Source organism: Nostoc sp. 'Peltigera membranacea cyanobiont' 232, assembly GCF_002245985.1.
Taxonomy (GTDB): domain Bacteria; phylum Cyanobacteriota; class Cyanobacteriia; order Cyanobacteriales; family Nostocaceae; genus Nostoc.
The window spans coordinates 1-21,289 of sequence record NZ_NOLK01000104.1 but is presented as its reverse complement, the minus strand read 5'-3'; the positions used below and the strand labels follow the sequence as shown (position 1 = coordinate 21,289).

Annotated in this window: 25 protein-coding genes and 1 pseudogene; 7 read left to right on the top strand and 19 right to left on the bottom strand. The window is 42.6% G+C overall.

The window, feature by feature from the left end; all coding sequences use genetic code 11:
- Positions 1-15: 15 nt before the first annotated feature.
- The 3 genes from CDG79_RS27385 to CDG79_RS27375 all read right to left on the bottom strand — a co-directional run bounded on the left by CDG79_RS27385 (position 16) and on the right by CDG79_RS27375 (position 2,761).
- A complete protein-coding gene (locus CDG79_RS27385) occupies positions 16-1,098 on the bottom strand; it encodes an energy-coupling factor ABC transporter ATP-binding protein (RefSeq protein WP_094344919.1) in 1,083 nt (360 codons plus the stop codon).
- Positions 1,095-1,793: an ABC transporter permease gene (locus tag CDG79_RS27380; protein WP_094344927.1), complete on the bottom strand. Its 699-nt coding sequence runs from the start codon at positions 1,791-1,793 to the stop codon at positions 1,095-1,097. The genes CDG79_RS27385 and CDG79_RS27380 overlap by 4 nt, the downstream gene beginning before the upstream one ends.
- An 83-nt stretch (positions 1,794-1,876) precedes the next feature.
- Complete coding sequence (locus tag CDG79_RS27375) at positions 1,877-2,761, bottom strand: substrate-binding domain-containing protein (RefSeq protein WP_223278349.1); 885 nt, start codon at positions 2,759-2,761, stop codon at positions 1,877-1,879.
- A 160-nt stretch (positions 2,762-2,921) separates the two neighbouring features.
- Between CDG79_RS27375 and CDG79_RS41385 the strand changes: the two genes are divergently transcribed.
- The gene (locus CDG79_RS41385; protein ID WP_143855593.1) at positions 2,922-3,128 is read left to right on the top strand and encodes a hypothetical protein; all 207 of its coding nucleotides are present in this window, start codon (positions 2,922-2,924) and stop codon (positions 3,126-3,128) included.
- Here the strand turns inward: CDG79_RS41385 and CDG79_RS27370 are convergent.
- The gene (locus tag CDG79_RS27370; protein ID WP_094344918.1) at positions 3,101-3,331 is read right to left on the bottom strand and encodes a hypothetical protein; all 231 of its coding nucleotides are present in this window, start codon (positions 3,329-3,331) and stop codon (positions 3,101-3,103) included. The two genes, CDG79_RS41385 and CDG79_RS27370, sit on opposite strands and share 28 nt — an antisense overlap.
- 506 nt (positions 3,332-3,837) lie before the next feature.
- Here CDG79_RS27370 and CDG79_RS27365 point away from each other — a divergent pair.
- The 5 genes from CDG79_RS27365 (at position 3,838) to CDG79_RS27345 (ending at position 5,340) form a co-directional block, all read left to right on the top strand.
- The gene (locus tag CDG79_RS27365) at positions 3,838-4,107 is read left to right on the top strand and encodes a hypothetical protein (protein WP_094344917.1); all 270 of its coding nucleotides are present in this window, start codon (positions 3,838-3,840) and stop codon (positions 4,105-4,107) included.
- Between the two features lie 17 nt (positions 4,108-4,124).
- A complete protein-coding gene (locus tag CDG79_RS27360) occupies positions 4,125-4,403 on the top strand; it encodes a hypothetical protein (protein ID WP_094344925.1) in 279 nt (92 codons plus the stop codon).
- A complete protein-coding gene (locus CDG79_RS27355; protein WP_223278348.1) occupies positions 4,396-4,575 on the top strand; it encodes a type II toxin-antitoxin system RelE family toxin in 180 nt (59 codons plus the stop codon). Before CDG79_RS27360 ends, CDG79_RS27355 begins: the two co-directional genes overlap by 8 nt.
- 124 nt (positions 4,576-4,699) lie before the next feature.
- Positions 4,700-4,915: a transferase hexapeptide repeat containing protein gene (locus tag CDG79_RS27350; RefSeq protein ID WP_094344916.1), complete on the top strand. Its 216-nt coding sequence runs from the start codon at positions 4,700-4,702 to the stop codon at positions 4,913-4,915.
- Complete coding sequence (locus CDG79_RS27345) at positions 4,912-5,340, top strand: type II toxin-antitoxin system VapC family toxin (protein WP_094344915.1); 429 nt, start codon at positions 4,912-4,914, stop codon at positions 5,338-5,340. The genes CDG79_RS27350 and CDG79_RS27345 overlap by 4 nt, the downstream gene beginning before the upstream one ends.
- Positions 5,341-5,413: 73 nt before the next feature.
- Here CDG79_RS27345 and CDG79_RS27340 read toward each other — a convergent pair whose 3' ends face one another.
- The 15 genes and pseudogenes from CDG79_RS27340 to nifH all read right to left on the bottom strand — a co-directional run bounded on the left by CDG79_RS27340 (position 5,414) and on the right by nifH (position 19,421).
- The gene (locus CDG79_RS27340; RefSeq protein ID WP_094344914.1) at positions 5,414-6,016 is read right to left on the bottom strand and encodes a cytochrome c oxidase subunit 3; all 603 of its coding nucleotides are present in this window, start codon (positions 6,014-6,016) and stop codon (positions 5,414-5,416) included.
- 179 nt (positions 6,017-6,195) lie between these two features.
- Positions 6,196-7,845, bottom strand: coding sequence for a cytochrome c oxidase subunit I (gene ctaD / locus CDG79_RS27335; protein ID WP_094344913.1), 1,650 nt, complete (start codon positions 7,843-7,845; stop codon positions 6,196-6,198).
- A 153-nt stretch (positions 7,846-7,998) separates the two neighbouring features.
- Positions 7,999-8,961 carry a cytochrome c oxidase subunit II gene (locus CDG79_RS27330; RefSeq protein WP_094344912.1) on the bottom strand — a complete coding sequence of 321 codons (963 nt, stop codon included), beginning with the start codon at positions 8,959-8,961 and terminating at the stop codon, positions 7,999-8,001.
- 3 nt (positions 8,962-8,964) lie between these two features.
- Complete coding sequence (locus tag CDG79_RS27325) at positions 8,965-9,570, bottom strand: DUF2231 domain-containing protein (protein ID WP_094344911.1); 606 nt, start codon at positions 9,568-9,570, stop codon at positions 8,965-8,967.
- Entirely contained in the window at positions 9,567-10,061 is a 495-nt protein-coding gene (locus CDG79_RS27320; RefSeq protein ID WP_094344910.1) for a DUF2231 domain-containing protein, read from the bottom strand. Before CDG79_RS27320 ends, CDG79_RS27325 begins: the two co-directional genes overlap by 4 nt.
- Positions 10,062-10,423: 362 nt before the next feature.
- Positions 10,424-10,987, bottom strand: coding sequence for an ISAs1 family transposase (locus tag CDG79_RS27315; RefSeq protein ID WP_094344909.1), 564 nt, complete (start codon positions 10,985-10,987; stop codon positions 10,424-10,426).
- Between the two features lie 270 nt (positions 10,988-11,257).
- Positions 11,258-11,758 carry a phosphate-starvation-inducible PsiE family protein gene (locus CDG79_RS27310; RefSeq protein WP_094344908.1) on the bottom strand — a complete coding sequence of 167 codons (501 nt, stop codon included), beginning with the start codon at positions 11,756-11,758 and terminating at the stop codon, positions 11,258-11,260.
- A gap of 141 nt (positions 11,759-11,899) precedes the next feature.
- Positions 11,900-12,121 carry a hypothetical protein gene (locus CDG79_RS27305; protein ID WP_094344907.1) on the bottom strand — a complete coding sequence of 74 codons (222 nt, stop codon included), beginning with the start codon at positions 12,119-12,121 and terminating at the stop codon, positions 11,900-11,902.
- 607 nt (positions 12,122-12,728) lie between these two features.
- Positions 12,729-13,550 (bottom strand): NADPH-dependent oxidoreductase, encoded by an 822-nt coding sequence (locus tag CDG79_RS27300; RefSeq protein ID WP_094344906.1) that lies wholly within the window; start codon positions 13,548-13,550, stop codon positions 12,729-12,731.
- Positions 13,551-13,658: 108 nt separating this feature from the next.
- A complete protein-coding gene (locus CDG79_RS27295; RefSeq protein WP_094344905.1) occupies positions 13,659-14,369 on the bottom strand; it encodes a 2OG-Fe(II) oxygenase in 711 nt (236 codons plus the stop codon).
- Positions 14,370-14,907: 538 nt separating this feature from the next.
- Positions 14,908-15,048 (bottom strand): annotated as a pseudogene (locus CDG79_RS27290) (CopG family transcriptional regulator); the annotation flags it as partial.
- A gap of 131 nt (positions 15,049-15,179) precedes the next feature.
- Positions 15,180-16,316: a homocitrate synthase gene (nifV, locus tag CDG79_RS27285; RefSeq protein ID WP_094344903.1), complete on the bottom strand. Its 1,137-nt coding sequence runs from the start codon at positions 16,314-16,316 to the stop codon at positions 15,180-15,182.
- Positions 16,317-16,448: 132 nt separating this feature from the next.
- The gene (locus CDG79_RS27280; protein ID WP_094344902.1) at positions 16,449-17,702 is read right to left on the bottom strand and encodes a substrate-binding domain-containing protein; all 1,254 of its coding nucleotides are present in this window, start codon (positions 17,700-17,702) and stop codon (positions 16,449-16,451) included.
- Between the two features lie 251 nt (positions 17,703-17,953).
- Positions 17,954-18,340, bottom strand: a complete 387-nt coding sequence (locus CDG79_RS27275; RefSeq protein ID WP_094344901.1) for a hypothetical protein — start codon at positions 18,338-18,340, stop codon at positions 17,954-17,956.
- Between the two features lie 166 nt (positions 18,341-18,506).
- Positions 18,507-19,421, bottom strand: coding sequence for a nitrogenase iron protein (nifH, locus tag CDG79_RS27270; RefSeq protein WP_223278350.1), 915 nt, complete (start codon positions 19,419-19,421; stop codon positions 18,507-18,509).
- A 1,279-nt stretch (positions 19,422-20,700) separates the two neighbouring features.
- Here nifH and CDG79_RS27260 point away from each other — a divergent pair.
- Positions 20,701-21,289: nitrogenase component 1 (locus CDG79_RS27260; RefSeq protein WP_317616611.1), on the top strand; the 589-nt coding region annotated here is incomplete at its 3' end.

Genomic DNA, 21,289 nt, shown 5'->3' with positions numbered 1-21,289 from the left:
AAACCGTCTATTGTTCTAAACAAAATGTGCATCTTTAGGGTTGAATGCCAGCTTAATTATTTCATGGGGATATACATTGCCAAATATATGACTCCGAGGCACTCTGGCGATTAAAGTCTGTTCTCCCACCTTAACCCAAATACTACAAATTCCAATACCATTTAAAACCCGTTCTACTAGCCCTTCAATAATTACCGAACATAGTTTATGTCGCATTGAAGAACTTGGATCGTAAAGATTGAAAGTATCGCCAGATAAACAACATGCAGTAATTGGCTTTGTGATTTCCCCAGGATGTAAAAACTGTATCCCGTTTGCAAGTTTGATAAAATTTCCACGGCTACTCCGTTCTACATGGCACGGAATAATATTATCTATCCCTACCAGTCTGGCAAGTTGCTCGTTAGCTGGTCGGCGGATGATGGTTTCCAAGTTATCATCCTGGACAATACAACCGTCAAATAAAGCGATCGCGCGATCGGCAAAATGCAGTATATCTGTAAAATTATGACTGACTAATATAACTGCTGATCCCCTCGCTTGCGCCCATTGTCTAATTTTCTCAATCATCTGGGGACGTATTCCCACATCTAAAGAGGCAGAAGGCTCATCCAAAAGCAGCAATTCGGAATCAGCAACTAAACCGCAGGCAATACAAACCCGTTTCGCTTCACCACCGGACAAAGAACGAGCTGACTGATTTGCCAGGTGTTCACAGCCAAAAGTTGCAAGTGCGGTATGTACCGTTTGCTTAATCTTGTGTGTTGGTGTTCCGCGAAACTTTAATACCTTGGCAACATTATTAAAAACAGTGTCATCCAGTAGTAAGGTTTCCTGGAATACCAAAGCTGAACGACGACGCAACAATGTTTTATTGGCATTGCGGACATCCTCTCCAAATAATTGCATCTCACCACGGTAAGGTTGCAAGAGATTGATTGTTCTTAACAAAGTGCTTTTACCAGCGCCATTGGGGCCAAGCACAGCAACCAATTCTCCAGGACGGACTGTAAAATTTTCAATTGACAGGATATTTTTACGTGTTTTGCTATCGACGCTCACCTGTCGCATATTCAGGACATATTCGTTAGTACTCATAAGATTTTCTTGTCATGCTGTAGGATAGTCAGCAACACGATAACGGTGTATGTGATGATCAGAAGAATGTATGCGATCGCCATTGCCACATCGTAATTTCCTTTCCCTACTTCCAAAACGATCGCTGTAGTCAGGACTCTAGTCTGCCCCTTGATATTGCCGCCCACCATCATGGATGCACCAACTTCCGAGATGACGCGACCAAAACCAGCCATGATTGCAGCCATTAATCCTAACCGTGCTTCCTTGATTAGCAACCAGTTTGCTTGCCACTGTGTCGCCCCCATCGATAACAATCGCCAGCGTAGTTTCGGATTAATACTGATAATTGCCGCAAAACTTAAGCCAGCGACAATTGGAAAAGCAATGATGGCTTCGGCTATGATCATCGCTGTGGGCGTGTACATCAAATCCAGATTTCCTAACGGGCCAGACCGCCACAAAAACAGACTGACGAATAAACCGACTACGACAGGTGGCAATCCCATACCAAAGTTAATTAAACTAGTCAGAGTCTGCTTGCCGACGAAATCCGCTAATGCTAGCCACAGTCCTAATGGTAGTCCCAGTAAAACGCTAATGGCTGTAGCTGTTCCAGAGACGAACAATGTCATCGTCATGACTTGGAAAACGTCACTATCGCCACTGGTTAATAGCTCAAAAGCTTTGAAAGCTCCTTCGATGATTGTATTCACAAATACAAATCTCTCAAAAAATTGGGAAAGAATACTCAAATATGCAGTAAAGCAACTCTTAACGATCTGATGCTCAAGTTTCTTTAAAAGCCGTAATCTTTCTCCGTTTTACCGGCATCAACATAAAATAGTGGTTGTTTGAACTCTTTTTTCCCGTGGGCTGCAATTATTGTCTGTCCTTCAGGAGATAAGACAAAATTAATAAACGCTTTAGCTCCTGCACTGTTCACCTTGGGGAATTTCTGAGAATTTACTTCCATGACATGGTACAGATTTAACAGTTTCTTGTCTCCTTGCACCAGTATTGGCAAAGACAGGTTTTTCTGCTGAAATATATATGTCGCCCGATCTGCTAAGGTATATCCTAGTTTTTGATTAGCCACTTGCAAAGTTTGCGCCATTCCTGAACCTGTTTGCTGATACCAAGTACCAGATGGTGTGATATTTGCCTGTTGCCATAAATCTTTTTCTAGTTTGTTAGTCCCTGAGTCATCACCCCGCGATACAAACAATGCTTGATTTTTAGCAATCAGACTGAACGCTTCCACAGCATTCTTTTTCCCTCTAATCTTTGCTTTGTCTGCATCTGGCCCGACAATCACAAAGTCATTGTGCATTACCAAGTGGCGATGAATCACCGCACCACCCTCCAAAACTTTGCGTTCGGCTTTCGGTGAATTGACGAATAGCGCGTCAACTTCACCTTTTTCAGCCATAGCCAAAGCTTGTCCCGTGCCAACTGCAACTTTTTTGAGTTTATATCCTGTTTTCTTTTCAATAGCCGGCACTAAATCATCTAGCAGCCCGCTATCCTCAATACTGGTTGTCATCGCCACTATCACATTTTTATTCGCTGGGGACTGTCCAAGAGTTGGCTCTTGCTTGACTAGGTTACTACCAAAGCCGATGCAAAGAATCGCCAGGAAACTTACCAAACACCCATCGCGCATAGCCCGATGATTGATCATTGCACTCTCCTACCAATTTATATGCCAATATTTTTTACTATGGCAAGTAAAGCTTACATTGGGAAGTATAAGCAAGATTGAGTAGGAAATCAACCATTTATGTTGTTTTCCAGACAATTGTCATGATGAGAAGGATTCTTGACAAGATGCTGCATGATTCGTGGATACGCTCTGCTGTTGGAAATTCTTCCTTCTTTTCGTAACGGCTCCTGTTTTATCATTTGATGCTGTAGCGATCGCAGTTGCTCAAAGACTGCGATCGCTACAGGTTAGTGTGTCCACGATGGATTTAAGAATAGCAACGGTCGGCATCCAGGCAGCCCTAGATATTAAAGGAGGCTATTCCCCTGGCATCAGTAAGCGGTAAAGGAAGTTTTTACTTACTTGGTTTTGTCTAGCCATTTCCAAAAGTAGTATATCTCCATTTTTTAGGAGGACGAAAAAGCATTGAGCATCGAGGTAATCATCGTTGCGTAATCCTTCATCAGCTACCTTTGTTTCCTCTATGTCTTCATAGTTAAAGTAATGCTCTTTCTCTTCAACATCTACTACATTAAATACGACTGGCATAGGTTTTTAAGGAACAAGAGTACATTGTTGATCGTAAATCCTATAGTTGCTTTAAGTCTGTTGGTTTAGTTGCAAAATATAATCCTCGTGGGATGTCCTAATATGGGTCAGTATTTCAGGATTCCAAGGATATCTAATGCGCCTTTGGTATTGTAATTAAGTCATTAATTAGGCAACTTGGGACAAATCAAGGCGACCAATTTATCTGGTAATTGGCACTCATCACTTCATCAATTGTGCGCGGAAAAATGCTAAGATTATTCGTGAGTATGCTCTGCTATTGCAAATTATTCAGGGTTTGTAACGGCTCCTATTTTATTATTTAATGCTGGAGCGATTGCGATCGCAGTTGATCAAAAACTGCGATCGCAATGTGTTCGTGCGTCCACGATGGATTTAAGAATAGCAGCGTTGGCGGAGGCATCGCCGGATTAACTTAACTCAGTGGGAAAGTGCTAATGTCTGACTGAGCTAAACTAAACGTATATCATCTGAAAATAAGCTATATGGCTCTGGGCAAAATTTTACCAACCGTAAGTCAACTATCTCATGAAGATAAACTTCGACTAATCCACTTTCTCCTGCTTGCAGTTGCGAAAGAAGAAGGATACAGCTTAGAAGATACTGAAGAGAGTGATTCAACGAAAGCACTTCTAAATCAACTGGCATCAACTCAAGGAATTGTCTGGTCTCCTCAAGCAGATCCAGAAGCAATTCAAGCATTGTCAGACCTGCTAGTGGCAGCACAGGGAGCTACAATAGACGGTAAACTTTGAAATTTGCAAAGCAAGCGATGAGTACTACGGATAATTCGCCGATCGAGGATAGATCGTCAGCAGATTTAGCATCTGTGACAGAGTTACAGCGCCAGCTTAATGACTTACTCAAGCAACTATCGCCAGAGCGATTACAGGTGCTTACTGATTTTGCGGCTTATTTAGCAAATGCGGAAAGCGAAGCTGCAACCCAAGAACTTTTGGCAATTCCTGGATTGCTAGAGCGAGTTAAGCACTCATCAGCAACTCCTAAAACCCTTTACACACCCTGGAGAAACCTTCGCTCTGATGTATGAAGTTGTTCTCCATCCAGATGCCCAAAAGTTTTATATCAATGCTGACAAAGCCCTAGCGAAGAAAATTGCCCGATGTTTGCAGCAGTTAGAGCAAACTCCCCAGTCGCATCCTAACATCAAAGCCCTTAAGGGAGATTATTCAGGATACTATCGCTATCGGATCGGCGACTAGAGGGTGATTTATTCCATAGACGATGAAGTGGTGCAGGTATTTGTTATAGCGATCGCCCATCGCAGTGAGGTGTATGATCTGTGAAGGTTGACAACATAACAGTGAACGCTTAAAGGAAAGAACCATGTTAGATGAAACAGTTCTGGAGCATCGCTTGTTAACCCTTGAGCAAGCAGTCTCCGATCTCCAACGCCAGGTTGAAGGCAAACCCTCCGAAAACTGGTTGGAAAAACTCGTCGGCTCAATTTCTGATGAGTCAGCTTTTCTTGAAGCTCTGGAATATGGACGTGCCTTTCGTCAGGCTGACAAGCCAACTGATGAGGATGACGAGCAATTGTGAAATATTTGCTTGATACCGATCATATCAGTTTTCTACAGAGGCGCTCAGGTTTAGAGTTTACTCGTTTGACGGCTCGGATGGGGCAGCACTCATCTGCTGATTTTGCGTTATCAATTGTTAGTTTTCATGAGCAGGTGCTTGGCGCTCATAACTTCATCAATCGTGCGCGGACGAATGCTGACATGATTCGTGGATACGCTCTGCTATTGGAAATTCTTCAGGGTTTTACAACGGCTCCTATTTTACCATTTGATGCTGGAGCGATCGCACTCTTTGATCAACTGCGATCGCAACGGGTTCGTGTGTCCACGATGGATTTAAGAATAGCAGCGATCGCTATATCTCGTAATTTAGTATTGTTGACCCGAAACTTTAGTGACTTCAACAAGGTTCCAGGTTTAGTAATGGAGGATTGGACGCTGTAAAATAGGCGGGCTAACTCAGCCGTTATACAGTCCTAATAGCTATTTCCCACACAAAAGCTTAGACCACAGAGTGTCATTGCCAGACATAAATCAGGACAAACAAAACAATCCAGATGACATCAACAAAGTGCCAGAAAATAGAAGTGGCATTTACACCAAAATGACCTGTGTCGTAGTTACCAGGAATGAAAGAGCGACCAAAAACAAGTATCTGCAACAAAATGCCAGTGAAAACATGCAAACCGTGGAAACCTGTTAGTAAGTAGAACATCCCACCAAAAACACCTGTGGTAAAGCCAAAAGAAAGATGGCTCCATTCGATCGCTTGTCCGACTAAAAAGTAAGATCCCATTGCGATCGAAAGCATTAGAAACTGGCGAAATGTTATCAAGTCGTGGCGTGCAAGGGCGCGTTCTGCCAAGTAGATGACAAAGCTACTAGAAACAAGAATTACCGTATTAATTGCCGGATCTCTGACTTCCAGTCCAGAAACACCAGCTGGTAGCCAGTCAGGATTTGCTGTTTTATAGACAATATATGCTGTAAAAAAACCGAGGAAAATGAAAGTCTCTGACAGCAGGAAGACAATGAAGCCGAACATCTTGCTGCCTTCTTCATCATGGGTATGCTCGTGTGAGAGATGATGTGATTCTTCTGAAATAATGGAACTGTCCATTGCTTGAATACTCCTAATATAGGTTAGTGGTAGCCAAAGTAAGTACAAATTTTGGCAAGAAATTTCTCTTTAACCTCTTAACTCTGTGTTCTCTGCGCCTTTGTGGTTCAATTACTTTTTAACCGCAGAGACGCAGAGGCGCAGAGAAATTCGTTGCATAACATCCGTACAAATCGCCACTAATGCTCGGCTACCAATGGTTCAGATTTACCATAGCCGTAGGGTTCACTTATAACAACTGGAATTTCCTCAAAGTTCTCGACAGGAGGTGGTGAAGAAACTAACCACTCCAGTCCAATTGCTCGCCAAGGATTCTTCGGTGCTTGTTCGCCATGTATCCAAGAACCAATCATATTCAGAATGAAAGGTAAGGTAGACACACCTAGCAGAAATCCTCCGATACTAGCGATAATATTCCAAAATTCATACTCTGGGGCATAAGAAGAAACTCGACGCAACATTCCTTGTAATCCTAGTGGGTGCATTGGGAAGAAGTTGAGGTTAGTGCCAATGAACGCCAGCCAGAAGTGCAACTTGCCCAAGCCTTCGTAATACATACGTCCAGTCATCTTGGGGAACCAGAAGTAAATAGCAGCAAACATCCCCATTGTTACCGTGCCATATAGAACATAGTGGAAGTGACCCACCACATAGTAAGTGTTGTTGACATGGACATCAATGGGAACAGAGGAAAGGGTGATGCCAGTGATACCTGCAAATACAAACAATATTAATGCACCAAACGCAAACAGCATTGGTGTATCAAATCGGAGCTTGCCACCCCAAATCGTTGCAGTCCAGGCAAACACCTTAATGCCAGTGGGGACAGAAACGAACATTGTTGTGAGCATGAAAAACAGCCGCATCCAACCTGGAGTACCACTGACGTATAAATGGTGTACCCAGACTATACCGCTAACCCCAGCAATCAGGAGTGATGAAATAGCGACAATCTTATAGCCAAACAGAGGTTTACGAGCAAAAACAGGGAATATCTCTGAAAAGACTCCAAAGACCGGCAGAATGATTACGTAAACAGCAGGGTGAGAGTAGAACCAGAAAAAGTGCTGAAATAGAACTGGGTCGCCTCCCTTGGCGGGGTCAAAAAAGCTAGTTCCAACTGTTAAGTCGAGTAAAAGCATGACTGCACCTGCTGTTAAGACAGGTAGTCCAAACAGTTGGAGAATCTGGGCACTAAATACGTTCCAAACAAAGATGGGCATACGGAAGAATGTCATCCCTGGTGCGCGCATCTTGACAATCGTGGTGACAAAGTTAATCCCCCCCATAATTGAGGAAACACCTGATATTGCCACTGCTAGAAGCCAGATTACTTGACCATTGATTAAGTTTCCTGTAGGGTTTTGCAAGCTGACGGGAGGGTATGACCACCAACCGGCTTGCGCTGGCCCACCGGGTACAAAGAAACTGGCCATCAGTAGGATAGCAGCGATCGGTATCATCCAGAAGGCAACAGCATTGAGTCTAGGAAACGCCATATCTCGCGCCCCAATCATCAGAGGTACAAGATAGTTAGCAAAACCTGTAAGTATGGGGAATGTCCATCCAAATAGCATCACAGTGCCGTGCATGGTGAACATTGCATTATAAACACTACGGTCAACTAAGTCTGATTCGGGGGTAATCAATTCCCCACGAATGATCATTGCAAATATGCCACCAACTAAAAAGAGAATGAAAGCGGTAACAATATACTGAATACCGATAACTTTGTGGTCTGTGCTAAAACTAAAGTATTGCTTCCAGTCTGTTCTAGGTTCCTGTTGAGGTGCGTCACCTGTAATGTCTTCAATGGAAACATTTGTCATTGTCTTTTATCCTTTATTCTTTATCATTTGTCCAATACAGGACTTACGCAAAATTATGAGAAAACGAACCGCAAAGAACGCAAAGAACGCGAAGTAAAGAGGGTTTCAGAGAGTTCTTGCGTAAGTCCTACAATACAAACAATTGACCAATAACTAATTGCTGTAATTAACTACAGGGGCTTGTGCAGGTGCTACCGTAACCCAGCCTTTGATTAATTCTTTTGATTCTTGGGCATATTCGGAAGCTGCTTGATTATTTGCAGTACATGGTTTACGATTTGCTGCTTCTACAAGCCACTTCTTGTAATCTTCAGGGGACTCAACAACAACATTTGCCCGCATGGTTGCAAAGTAAGTACCGCTAAATTCGGAATCGGTCAATTCATATTTGCCAATACGGATGGGGGTGAATTCAAAGTCAATGTTGCGGTTGGGAATAATGTCTTGCTTGACTCGGAAAGCCGGAATATAAAAGCCATGAAGAACATCCTCAGATTGCATTGCTAGACGGATGCGGTGATTAACGGGTAAATGTAGTTCGGTGCTAGTGATTCCTGTTTTTGGATAGCGGAAAACCCAAGCCCACTGTTTGGCATTAACTTCAATGTCTTCAAATGGGATTACATTTGATGTAGCATCAGTTGATACAATTGAGGAAGTCGGGGAGGCGGAAACTATCCCTGCATTTCCATTAATTGGTGCAGCAGATGCCGATTTAATCAAGACTGGAATATGCAGATGCATAGCTTCCATTGGGCCTTGAATCCCCATTTGCTCATAGATTTGGTAGCTGTAAGTGGCAATCCAAAACACTAGCAATACAGGAATTACAGTCCAGACAATTTCTAGTGTGATATTTCCTTCAATTGGAGGGCCATCGCTGGTATCATACTTCTCTGCTCGATGGAAAATCGCTGAGTAGATGAGTGTTCCTGTGACTCCAAGGAAGATAAATGCTCCCAGCGTGATTAAGAAACTAAACAACTTATCGACGAGCTGCGATTCTGCTGCGGCTTGAGGAGGCATCCAGGAATACGTCCACTGCCCTATCAAAAGACTAACAGCAGTTAAGGCGATCGCGATCGCACTCAAGATCAAAATATTTCGGATTTTCATAGATTACCTCAGCAGTAAGTTGGGATCTTTACCCAAGCGCAACAATATATCAGCAGTATTGTGAACTCCAAACTCAGCAGCTAAGTGCGCCCCTAGCGTACCGTGGATGAACATGATGAACATGATGAACAGTCCAGAAACTAAATAAGTCCACTGCACCTGTTGACTGTTATCCTGACGCCAAATATAGCGCTGAAATCCTCTCCAGATAGCCATCCCAAGAATCAGCGCTAGTAGAAAAACACCACCCACTCCATGCCAAAGCATTGTTTCCATAGCTTCTAATCCCCAGGCACTCTTTACTCCAGTGAGTGGTTCTGCCAACATGATTTCGTAAAAACCTGCTGCTACCGTAAAAATTGTGATCAGTGCCGAACCTAGCATATTGTACCAGCCCGCATCAAAGAAGCTAGAACGAGTGGCTGGAACTGCTAAAAACTTGAAGATTGGTTGTTGTATAGGGAAGAATGCACCAATCAAATCAAAGGTAATGCCAAGGATGAACAAACCTATAGTGAGATGGACTAAATTTGGGTGAATGGGTATAGTGTAGGGCAACCCATTTGCTCCCATCTGAGTCTTTAATTGCTCAATAACTTCAGGGTTCATTGCAGTAAGCCCTCCTTTATAGCTTCAACAACTGGTACAGTGTGCAACCCATATACCCAAACCAATTCATCTCCGAAATACACTTGTACGCCTACCAAAGCAGTCAAAAGTAGACTTGCTGCTAGGTAATAAACTGATATCTTTTCTGGAGTGCGGCAATGAATCACGTAACGCCAAGCTGTAATAGCTGCCAGAATTCCTGCAAGTGACCAGCCAAGGAGCGTATGTAAATTAAGTACTGGTTGAACTGCGTTATAAGGTTGTGCTAAACCTGCTTCAAATTGACCAAAAATAACGGCGATGAAGATGGAGATTGTAGCGAAAAACATATTCCACCAACTCACCTCGAAAAGACGGTAGTTGCTAGTAAAGTATCCAATTACATCACACACGAAGGCAAACAATACCATCGCAATCACAAAATGGACAATGATGGGATGTATCGTATCAGGATACGGTAAATTATGGTTATTCAGAAGATTCTCAAGCATGGTATTCTACTGATATGTTAGTTGGTGTTTAGTGCTTAATAATCAATACTTCACAATCTTTTGATTTCTACAACACCTTAGATTGCATTTAAAATCCTTCTAAATAACAACAATTCTGATGAGGATAATTCTTTCACAGAGGAGCTTAATTCTGATAGCTAAAAGCTCACTGGAATGAATATAGAATAGCAAGTTATCGAAAAAGGTTTTACTCGTTGGTAAATGCTGACGAACGAGTTACTACTTTCCATCCGTGAAGTCAAACAATGATCGATAAATCGGGAGCGGCATTACCCTTACGTATTTTGGAATCATCCTTGGCTGATTGTCTTTGACCGCAATCACGTAATTATTTCCACAGTCTATGGATTAACTGGCAAGTTTTTTTGGCAGTGCAAAGAATCAAAGCTAAATACAGCATTTTTTAGCTCCAAAGCCGCAATTAAATTTTGCACTACTACGATTTCCCTCTCTTCCTTGTTTTGGATCTCTTCCATATTGACTACTAGTCCTCTTTTACTCGCAAACACTGTTACGATACTGACAAAATTCTGACATGATTTTTCGTAGTCTTGGACTGTTTCCTTAATGCTTTTACCGTCGATACGACACCACTCAGATTCTTCTATTTCAACGTAGTTTTGCGCCCAGTGATTAAATTTTGTCACCAGTTTATCAAAATCGACTCCCATCGCTATGCGCCTGATAGTTGAGTATGAGGGAACACCGTGTTTTTGTATTTCAAACGTTTTGATTAACGCTCGACGATGCCGTTTGACAAAATCTCCCCATGCACGATACCCAACATATCCACTCATAGTGCCCATTATTACAAACAGCAACACCAACCACAGTGGATGTCTTCGACCATCACTTGTTCTGAAGTCTTCTACTTGCCGCAGATGTTCAATCAGACAAGCACCCATGATTCTTATCCCCTCAACACTTGCAATTTTACCTGTTTTAGGGAATAAAACAGCCCTGCCTGCTCCCTGTTCCTTGTCCTCTTCAATGACTAAATAGGCTTTGGATATTATTATGTCCTAAGCTCATAAAGAGAATTGCTAGTTTTGGAGTGTACTTTATTTTTTTGAAGAATTTTGTACTTTTTATTCTCCATATATAAAGAATATCATACATTTGTTAAAATTACTTGCGTTAACCAACTAATTTTCAAACAGTATTTGTCGTTACAATTAATCATGAACTACAGGATTGTCAGCCAATAATTGCATTTTTTCTTTTGTTTCAGTGTGAGGAGTTTTGACCTGTTCAAAAAAGTTAGATACCCAAGGTAAAGCCACAAGAATTCCCGCTAATACTACTAGAAATACTGCAATTCCAAAAATTTGGTCACGGGGAATTTCAAGAACACCGCGTAAAATTACTTCTCTTAAAGCAGAAACCATAGTAATCTCTACTGCTGCTGCCACGGATGTCCGTTGTTGTTGTATATGATCAATTAACAGGCGGAATAACTCTACTAAAATCAAAATGAACAGGATATCAGATGTTACTTGCCGTAAATCTAATGGACTCAAAAAGGAGAAGAACATATCTCCCAGTCGGATGAGCATCACACAGAATAAACCAAGGCAGAGAGAAATGATAATAAAGTCTTGAAAAAACTCCAGGTTACGTACACTTGTATTTCTTTGTAGCCAGTCATTTAAGTTTAAAGTTAGCCCTTTGAGCATCGTATTTCCTAACAGTCTAGATTCATTTATTTCTATAACTGAAATAGTGCTGAGTATCTAGCATCGATTACTCAGCACTCGGACTGCATTCAACCCCCATTATTTAGTTATGGGGTTCAACTCAACCGTATTAAAGGATTTTTAACCGTTGAGTTTATGTGCGGTTTCGGCAGTTTTCATTTTAGATGCTGCGGTTGTTAAGCTATTTGTAGCCTTGATGATCTCTTGTAAGGTTTCGTTGATCAGATTTTCATCAGGTGGAGCTTCTAATAAGTAAGTTTCTATGAAAATCTCCACTCGATTCATAATTATTTTGGCTTGAGAGCGTAGTCTGTTGAGGTCTTTGGTAGACAAATTATTCATTGTTTGAAGCTCCTTTGGTTTCGCGGGTTAATTCTACATTTTTGGTCAGCAATTCTCAGTCAAAGAGCGATTATTACAGTTCAGCCCTTTTTTGACAGATAAAACTTGCTGGAATACCCATTAAATTGTTCGCCTGTTGACTGCTTAAATGCCTTCAGATTCCCCAAATTCTTACAAAGGTTTCAAGCAGTAGATATTGCTATATCTGACAAGTTAGCGAGTCTATTTTAGGACTTACGCACTGAAAACTAAGGTTTGAGATTGCAAAGCGATCGCAGCACTCGCAATGAGATAATTTTGTCATGGTGCCTAAGTTCTTATCTATTGCTTAGACTTACGCACCGAAATCATCTTTTGAGACTGAAGTGTAGGGTTTTGAGTCTTGAAGTGTCAAAAGCTTTGGTGCAGATATCAGAAGTTCTCTTCTGGTCGCCGCAGCGTATAGTTTACTTGAGACGAGTAGTCTGTCAAATTCATTTTGATGGTTAAAGAGACACGATAAATCGCCGTCTATACTCTTAATTTATCCATCAATTATTTATTGACAGACTACTAGAGGTACGCTGAATGCTTAGAGTTCTCTGCGTCTTCTGGCTGTTGACTCCTTTTATAACAACTTGAAGCCGAAGTTATTCAGAGTCTCACGCAAATCCTTACACCCTTTTAAATAGTCTAAAGTGGCTATTCGCTCAGCTGAATGTTGCGACCAATCACCAGCGACATTCATCTTTTGTTCAGTGTAGAACTCTTTCATGATATCATTATAGTGAGCGATCGCTTCATCTTGCTCTGCCAATTTATAAGTTTCCCGGTGGAATACAGCTGACTGAGGTAGGCGCGGCTTAACAACAGGTTGTGCTTCAGGATTGGGATAGCCTACACAAAACCCAAATATAGGGAAGACAAAAGGTGGCAAATTCAGCAATGTGGCTACCTCTTGGGTGCTTTTGCGAAGTGCGCCGATATATACTGTTCCCAAACCAATAGATTCAGCCGCTACAGTCGCATTTTGCGCTGCGACTGAAGCATCGACTATGGCTTTAACCAACAGTTCTACGTAATCCAGAGCTACGGGAGTTAGTCCGCGACTTAGGGCAACATGAGCTAGACGACCTAAATCTGCTAACCAAATGAAGAATACGGGAGCTTGGTTAATCCATACTTGGTTATTAGCCAGCCTGCATAATTCTGCTTTGCGTTCTTGATCTTCAACTGCTACTACACTCCAGGTTTGCATATTAGCTGAACTAGGAGCAGATTGAGCAGCAGCAACTAGCCATTCTAGGGTTCCTGGTGGTAAAGGATCGGATAGATAAGACCGGACTGAACGGTGGGCTATTAGCGTTTCTAGAGAGGCGTTCCAGTCAATTTCATGATTGAAGGGAACTTCACCGTAGCGCGATCGCAGTAGTTCTGTAGGATTAGTCATAGTCAGCTTTTGAACGTGAACACTTTTTTACGGTTAAGGAAAACAAGGAAGAACCAGAAAATCAGGAGGCTGATTAACTGACAAAAATAGAGAGAAAAGACTTGATTACTATGCAGCTAGCTGGGTTTCTCTAAAATCTGGAAGGCGATCGTTCCGAAAAAAAGCAACTCGTAAGGCTAGCCGATACTCAGATGCAGGACAAGTAAGCGGAGTTACCGTATGCCAAGAATTGTCAGAACGTGCGATCGCAACTGAGGAATCACTAAGGGGTAGAATATCTTGGAAGGCAGATTCCGGCTGGGAATCTTTGAGAATTCGCAAACAGCCTCCCCAGTCTACAGACCATTGTTGATTGAAAAATAGCAGATGAGTTAAAACTTTGCTCGGCTCGTCTGTATGAGGATGATGTAATTGTCCTGAGCTATACCGACGAAATCCAATATCCATTACACAGTCTTTTAGTTCCAACCCAGACATTTCAGCTAAAGCTTTGCGGTAAGAATCTGTCCACAATCCTTCTATCAACTGTCGCCAGACTTTACTAAGGTGTCTCAAGTCATAAGTAAGTCTGCCTTGTGCCATCCGCTCTCGCCAGCGATTATCGCTAGATTTGAGCATCAAGGAAATATCCTCGCTAGTTGCAAGCATTTTTCCCCAAGAGTATCCATATCCCTCTCCCTCCGACAGGCGAAACTCTTCGTGGGGAAAACTCGCAGTTAGTTCTAAGCTTGCTTCTGGTGAAAGCAGGTTTTTGATCAAAGCCCAATTGTATGGGACTTTTTGCATTGCTGTGGCACGAATGGAATCAAAATTAAGCATGGTAGAAAAAAATGCTTTACTAAAATTAACCAATCCTGACTACCCTGGATATCAAGTGGTATTAGAGCATTAACAACCGATTTCTGCATCAAAAAGCTTGGTTCAAGCCGCAGAAGTTTTAACACCGAAACAGTTAGACTGACAATTCATCGGTATCTGGAAAACCTCTCTCTAAATCTCTCTCCTTTTAGGAGAGAGACTTTGAATTTTCCCCCTTCCCTCGTAGGGAAGGGGGTTAGGGGGTTAGGTTTTTCGTGGCTTTTCCACATAAAGTGAAAAGTCAGAACACTTAGAAAGGCGTTCCAATCAATTTCGTAATTGAAAGGAATTTCACGCGATCGCAATAATTTTGTAGGATTTGTCATAGTCAACTTTTGAACTTGAACGCTTTTTTACAATTTCAGAGGGATTACCAACCCCATTGCAAATTTGTTTAGGTGCAAGACAACTCGCTTTACCGATAGCGGTTCTTCACCACTACTCAAAATAAGTCCAGATCGATCTCCCCAGAATCAAACTGCTTCCCCTGTTGTTTGAGTGATTGTCCTTGGAGACTACGCAACAGGGAGCGCAAAACATCAGTCTTAGTGCGTTGGAACTGTTTACAGTACTGCTCTAGAAGTTGCCGTTCTTCGGGAGACAATTGAAAAGTGATCCATCCTTGCTCTTTTCTCGGCATAGCTACTACCAATATAATTGGTATATTCTAGCAGTTGGTACAATAATTGCGATGCCTGCGGCGGGCTGCGCCTACGCTAACCAGAGACGGAATTGTGATGCTTTCTTAACCTTCCGTACTCCCCATTAAGTTCACCTTTGGGGAACAAAACTCAGGAGTTCTTCAACTGTGAGACTCCGTTTAACTTTTACTGACTCATGCTTTACAGCATCCAGCACTGATTGAATTTCTGGCTGACTGAGTATGATTCCATGTTCTTGCAGCACACTGATGATCAGATGCCGACCGGAATGTTTGCCTACTACCAAGCGACGTTCCCAGCCAACATCTTCCGGCGCAAACGGTTCGTAAGTACCGGGATTTTGCAACACACCGTGAGCATGAATCCCTGACTCGTGTGCAAAAGTATTTTCACCCACGATCGCTTTCCAGGGAGGAACTGGCCAATTAGCAGCTTTCGCAACTAACCGTGAGAGTTCCAGCAGGCGTTTTGTATTAATACCCGTTGGGATGTTGTAAAGGTGTTTCAGTGCCATCACCATTTCTTCCAACGCCGCATTACCTGCGCGTTCGCCAATCCCATTTACCGTGGTGTTGACCGATCGCGCCCCTGCTTCAATACCAGCTAGCGAGTTCGCCATTGCCAGTCCAAAATCATTATGTGTGTGCATTTCTATGGGAATGAATAGATGATGCACAAGGGAGCGAACTTTGCTGTAAGTGTTCAAAGGGTCGAGAATTCCTACAGTGTCACAAAAGCGAAACCGGAAAGCTCCCAACTCTTGAGCATAATACGCCACATCCAATAAAAAAGATGGATCGGCTCTGGAAGAATCTTCTCCGCCAACAGATACAGCTAAACCGCGATCGCAAGCAAAATTAATCGCATCCCGCAGCAGATCCAGCATTACCTGCTGTTTACCCCCAAACTTGGCGGCAATCTGAATTTCCGAGACGGGAACCGAAATATGCACCCGTTCCAAACCACAATCTATAGATGCCTGAATATCGGACAATTTAGCACGGTTCCAACCAAGTAATTGGGCATTTAATCCCAGATTAGCGATCGCTCGGATCGACTCTGCTTCTTCTTGCCCCATTGCCGGAACGCCAATTTCCAATTCTGGAACACCAATGGCATCAAGAAAAGTAGCGATCGCAATTTTTTCTTCAACATTAAAAGCTACACCCGCCGCTTGTTCGCCATCTCGCAAGGTTGTATCGTTAATCTGAACGGGATGTTTATTGATAGTGAAGTGGTGATTCATTTTGCAGCTAACTTGTTGGGTGATTTTGATTTGCTTGAGGAATTCGTAATTGAAAGACAGATCATCTAACTTGAGTTCTGGAAAGTAAAAGACATATTCCTTAGCCGTAGGGTAATAATTACGAATTACGCATTATGAAATATTTGCTACAACTTCCCCAATCTTGGTAATGTCATAGCCGCCAAGGATCTCTAATTGCGATCGCACTAGCTGATGTCCCAAGATACTGAGGAACTGTTTTACTGGTTCTTCTTCCAAGTATTCTTTAATAATCACCAAGTCGTATCGCGCACTATGAAGGGGGATAAATCCCAACCCAAAGGCAGCAGCTATAGATGCTGTACTGATCCCAGCATCAGCCATTCCTGACACTACAGATAAGGCAACATCTTGATGGCTGTGGACGATATGGGTAAATCCTTTCACAGTCGGAAATGGCACTCCTTCTTCTTGGAGTTTCCGTTCTAAAAGCATCTGACCGCCAGAACCCGCTTCATGGGTGACAATGGTTGCTCCAAATTCTACTAAGTCGGAAACTGTTTTAATTCCCCTTGGGTTTCCTGGTGGGACTAACAAACCTTCTTCCCAAACTCCAAGGGTAATCAAAACGGCACTCTTACCTCTTAAGGCTTCCCGCACAAAGGGAATGTTATGTTCCCCAGTTTTGGGATCGTATAAGTGCATTCCGGCAATATGAACTTCACCTTTGCACAGACTATGCAATGCCGCCTTGCTGTGGGCGAAACGATAATGAATTCGCAGTTGCGGATGCCAACGTTCAGTTGCTCTTGCCAAGAGGGAAAGCACAGGTGTACAACCAGCAATCACAACTGTATTGTGTAGTTTGTCTATATCATCCAGAATCCGAACCAGGACTTTATTTGTAACGTTTTGGTTTTGTGCTTCACCCTCCGATTGACGCTCATTACTAGCTACTTCTGACGCTAATGGCAATTTGCTGATGCTGGGTAACTCTTCCACCCTTACGGATTCCTTAGCATCAGGGTAGATCACTGCAAGCGTCTCACCATCAGCTGGAATCATTTCGATCCGAAAAGCATCATTCCCAACGAGGGGATAAGCTATCCATTGATCCCCAACCCGCGCTAGACTAACTCGCGATCGCTGTTGCTTAGGGACTGATCCCGCAAGAATTGCCTCAACTTCTGGTAAATCTTCCTCAAACCAGAATAAGTCCTCGACTTGGCAGCCAAGAGCCTTGGCTAAACGCAGTGACATAGCAACAGAAGGAGCATATTGTCCCAATTCCACACCACCAATACTCTGACGAGTTACGCCAGCTATATTAGCTAATTCTTGCTGACTCATACCCAAGCGAGTTCTAATTGACTTCAGGTTATTGCAAAGATTCACATCCAGTTTCATGAGGCTGTATATCTCCGTTAGAAAAAGCCACAGCAGATAAACTTAAATTTGTTGGGTCAATAGCAAAGTTTTCTAGTGTTTGCCGTTTTGTTGTCAGACATATTGATGTTTTGACAATTTTGCTTATTTTCTGCAAGCATAGCATACATATCGCTAAAATACTTGCATTTTTGGATACTATTTTAGTGATTTAGCGTAGCTTGCCAAACTAGGCATCGCCAACGGTGGCAAGCTACGTCACCAAAAAAAACTTAGTCCGAGTGGGGTAAATCCTGATCTAGATGCCAATTGCCTTTTTTAGTTGGTACTGCCACCCACTGGAGTTCCAACCATAAGATCGGGTTCTTTTCCTTCAACCTTGAGGCGGGATCGCGAATAATGCGTGTGGCATTTATGCAAACAGCCTGACATATCCCCAAATCTTGAGCAACGCCTCTGAAAACATCTTTGTTGTCATTAATTGAGGCAAAGAGCATATTAGGATAATAAACTACAAAATGTTGTATAAGTTTTGGAGGGCAGCCCCAGTAAGAGTTTACGAGTTCGACGTGGCAGTACTGGAGCAACTCACCTACTTTGGCGCAGCGTTCCTTGACTACGGTGATAAATTTTTGGACTAAAACCTCTTCGGTCAACATAATGAGTTCTCCTCCTTCAATGAGGTAGACGAATTTTGGCGTGGTTCAGAACGCCGATTTCTCAAATGGTGTTAAGAAGTTTACGCAGTTTTTTCTGCTTTTTCGAGTCAGAGATTGCCAATTGCTCCAGACACTTTGTATGAGGGATAACCCCTACTGCATCGTCCTATTCAAGAGGCATCTCCGAAAATGAATCTGCAACCTTTGTGGAGTTTGGGTTGATACCTAATGTTTGGAGATGTCTAAACAACCCAAACTGTACCAGCAGTTCCTCTAGCTGATCGTTAGACATAGATTTCGGAGTGACAAAATCTGTATTCTGGTCAATTGCCATTGCTAGGTTGCGATAGTGCTGCGCCTGTTCAGACTCAGGAGCATACTCAATCACCGTCTTGCGGTGGAACTCTGCTTGCTGCACCATATTGTCTCTGGGTATAGAGTAGATCATTTGAGTCCCCAGTTTCTCTGCCAGAGCTTTGATCAAATCATCTTCCTCATCGACTTTGCGAGAGTTGCAAATCAATCCTCCCAGACGTATATCGCCTATGGGTGCATACTTTTGAATACTTCGGCAGATGTTGTTGACGGTATACATTGCCATAATTTCCCCAGAAGTAATGATGTAAACTTCTTGAGCTTTGCGTTCACGAATGGGCATGACAAATCCACCGCATACCACGTCACCTAGACCGTCATAAAATGTATAATCAAGTCTAACTGCATCATCATAAGCACCAAGTTGTTCCAGCAACCCAATTGATGTCAGAATGCCTCTACCTGCACATCCCACACCAGGTTCCGGCCCACCCGATTCCACACACAGCGTCTTACCCCATCCCACCTGGCGGAAGTCTTCTAGATTCAAATCATCATCTTCTTCTTTACGCAACGTGTCGAGTACAATCTTCTGGTGGAATCCTCCCAAGAGGAGCCGGGTGGAGTCTGCTTTTGAGTCACACCCTACAACCATCACCTTACGACCTAAATCAGTCAGTCCAGCCACTACGTTTTGAGTCGTTGTGGACTTGCCAACTCCCCCTCTTCCATAAATAGCAATCTTCCGCATAAAAACCTCAGTAATGGCGCAGACTTGTTGATTCGCCTCCAAGATTATGGTGTAATCAAGCAGAGTATTGAATCAAATTGGAGTTGTAATTATTGAAAGTATTTACTACCCAGTTTGTGACTGCATTGATGCTATAGCGGTTCCCATTCAGATGCGGTACAACATTACATCACGAGGTGTAGGGGCACGGCAGTGCCGTGCCCCTACGGGTGTACCTCACGTAAACGATAACCGCTATATTAGATAGTGGACATCACCATCTATCCAGCACTATAAATATTGCAGTTATTTGCTAGAAATTAAACAGCTTCTTACAGATATGGCAGTAAATATTAACGTGAATTCGATGAACCTCTCCCGGACAGCCTCCCTCTCCGAAACGGAAAGGGAGGAGCAACGAAAAATTAAGCTTTTTGCTCCCCTCTCCGCGTCGGAGAGGGGCTGGGGGAGAGGTCAAATAAGACTTGTCGAACTCACGTTAAAAATTATTGGGATGCGAGATACAACAAAGGGGCTAAAAATTAGTTCCAATCCTGTCACTAATAATTCAAAAAACTTCCACAGATACGGCAGGTGCATGAGAAATTTTTACTTCATCACAACAAGACAAGCATTATTTTCGCTGCAAAGAAGATACATAAAAAAATCAGTCCAGCCTATGCTATGGCAACAGCTTCGCCAAACGAAAAACCGATTTTTGGGCGGTTTTGCTCCACTTCGATTAACGTTATGCCGTCACCAATAACTGATGAGGCTGGTCTGATACTCACTTCAAAGGAATCTAAGGAGTTTTTATTCTGGTATTAGATTCCCTATAAATCAAGAATATCATACAACTGGCCAATTTACTTGCGCTGAAGAATTAATTTACAAACAGTATTCGTGGTTACAATTAGTCATCATCTAGAGAGCCTCAAAGCCGATAATTGCGTTATTCTGTTGTTGAAAGTTGAGAAAATATCGTCGATTTCTCTTCGGAGAGATATCTATAGTGAGGACATAAAGTAAATCATTTATCTCTTCCTTTCCAGTTAGAATAGTCTGTCTATTCTCTTGACTAAAAGTGTTTTATATAGAATGATTGGGATTAATTGAAATCTATACAGAACTGTCTATTTTAAACTAGTTTTCTTGCCATTTCGGAATATTAATTCGCCTTATTGTTATCAACTTTACTATTATTAGTTAAAAAGGTTGATAGGATTTTGAAATCAAGTCACTCAAAGAAGTTTCTGACAAAAATAAAGATTAGAAGAGTCTGTCTTCTTCTCAATTGCACAAGGAGCAATCAGCCATGCCAATGAAGTTGTTTAAGTGCGACGAAACGATTCCCGAACGGGAGAAGCACATATATATTAAAGAGAAAGGAGAAGATACAACCCAGTTTCTCCCTAGCGCTCACGTCGAAACCATTCCCGGCTCATTATCGGAACGCGGATGCAGCTATTGTGGTGCAAAGTTAGTAATTGGTGGTGTTCTCAAAGACACTATCCAGTTGATACATGGGCCTGTGGGCTGTGCCTATGATACATGGCACACCAAACGCTATCCCAGCGACAATGGCAACTTCCAACTCAAATATGTCTGGTCATCAGACATGAAGGAACAGCACGTTGTCTTCGGTGGTGAAAAGCTGCTTAAAAAAGCGATGCTGGAAGCCTTTGCCGAATTTCCTGACATCAAGCGGATGATGGTATACACCACCTGCTCTACTGCTTTAATTGGCGATGATATCAAACCTGTAGTCAAAGAAGTCGAAAAAGAACTTGGTGATGTCGATATCTTCACCGTTGAGTGTCCCGGTTTTGCTGGGGTGAGTCAATCCAAAGGACACCACGTGTTCAACATGGGGTGGATGACTGACAAAGTAGGAACCTATGAGC

Excerpts from the sequence above, each read along its gene's own strand:
- CDG79_RS27385 (WP_094344919.1), bottom strand. The coding sequence starts at position 1,098 with ATGAGTACTAACGAATATGTCCTGAATATGCGACAGGTGAGCGTCGAT.
- CDG79_RS27375 (WP_223278349.1), bottom strand. The coding sequence starts at position 2,761 with ATGATCAATCATCGGGCTATGCGCGATGGGTGTTTGGTAAGTTTCCTG.
- CDG79_RS27370 (WP_094344918.1), bottom strand. The coding sequence starts at position 3,331 with ATGCCAGTCGTATTTAATGTAGTAGATGTTGAAGAGAAAGAGCATTAC.
- CDG79_RS27365 (WP_094344917.1), top strand. The coding sequence starts at position 3,838 with ATGGCTCTGGGCAAAATTTTACCAACCGTAAGTCAACTATCTCATGAA.
- CDG79_RS27360 (WP_094344925.1), top strand. The coding sequence starts at position 4,125 with ATGAGTACTACGGATAATTCGCCGATCGAGGATAGATCGTCAGCAGAT.
- CDG79_RS27355 (WP_223278348.1), top strand. The coding sequence starts at position 4,396 with ATGTATGAAGTTGTTCTCCATCCAGATGCCCAAAAGTTTTATATCAAT.
- CDG79_RS27350 (WP_094344916.1), top strand. The coding sequence starts at position 4,700 with ATGTTAGATGAAACAGTTCTGGAGCATCGCTTGTTAACCCTTGAGCAA.
- CDG79_RS27340 (WP_094344914.1), bottom strand. The coding sequence starts at position 6,016 with ATGGACAGTTCCATTATTTCAGAAGAATCACATCATCTCTCACACGAG.
- ctaD (WP_094344913.1), bottom strand. The coding sequence starts at position 7,845 with ATGACAAATGTTTCCATTGAAGACATTACAGGTGACGCACCTCAACAG.
- CDG79_RS27330 (WP_094344912.1), bottom strand. The coding sequence starts at position 8,961 with ATGAAAATCCGAAATATTTTGATCTTGAGTGCGATCGCGATCGCCTTA.
- CDG79_RS27325 (WP_094344911.1), bottom strand. The coding sequence starts at position 9,570 with ATGAACCCTGAAGTTATTGAGCAATTAAAGACTCAGATGGGAGCAAAT.
- CDG79_RS27320 (WP_094344910.1), bottom strand. The coding sequence starts at position 10,061 with ATGCTTGAGAATCTTCTGAATAACCATAATTTACCGTATCCTGATACG.
- CDG79_RS27315 (WP_094344909.1), bottom strand. The coding sequence starts at position 10,987 with ATGGGTGCTTGTCTGATTGAACATCTGCGGCAAGTAGAAGACTTCAGA.
- CDG79_RS27310 (WP_094344908.1), bottom strand. The coding sequence starts at position 11,758 with ATGCTCAAAGGGCTAACTTTAAACTTAAATGACTGGCTACAAAGAAAT.
- CDG79_RS27305 (WP_094344907.1), bottom strand. The coding sequence starts at position 12,121 with ATGAATAATTTGTCTACCAAAGACCTCAACAGACTACGCTCTCAAGCC.
- CDG79_RS27300 (WP_094344906.1), bottom strand. The coding sequence starts at position 13,550 with ATGACTAATCCTACAGAACTACTGCGATCGCGCTACGGTGAAGTTCCC.
- CDG79_RS27295 (WP_094344905.1), bottom strand. The coding sequence starts at position 14,369 with ATGCTTAATTTTGATTCCATTCGTGCCACAGCAATGCAAAAAGTCCCA.
- nifV (WP_094344903.1), bottom strand. The coding sequence starts at position 16,316 with ATGAATCACCACTTCACTATCAATAAACATCCCGTTCAGATTAACGAT.
- CDG79_RS27280 (WP_094344902.1), bottom strand. The coding sequence starts at position 17,702 with ATGAAACTGGATGTGAATCTTTGCAATAACCTGAAGTCAATTAGAACT.
- CDG79_RS27275 (WP_094344901.1), bottom strand. The coding sequence starts at position 18,340 with ATGTTGACCGAAGAGGTTTTAGTCCAAAAATTTATCACCGTAGTCAAG.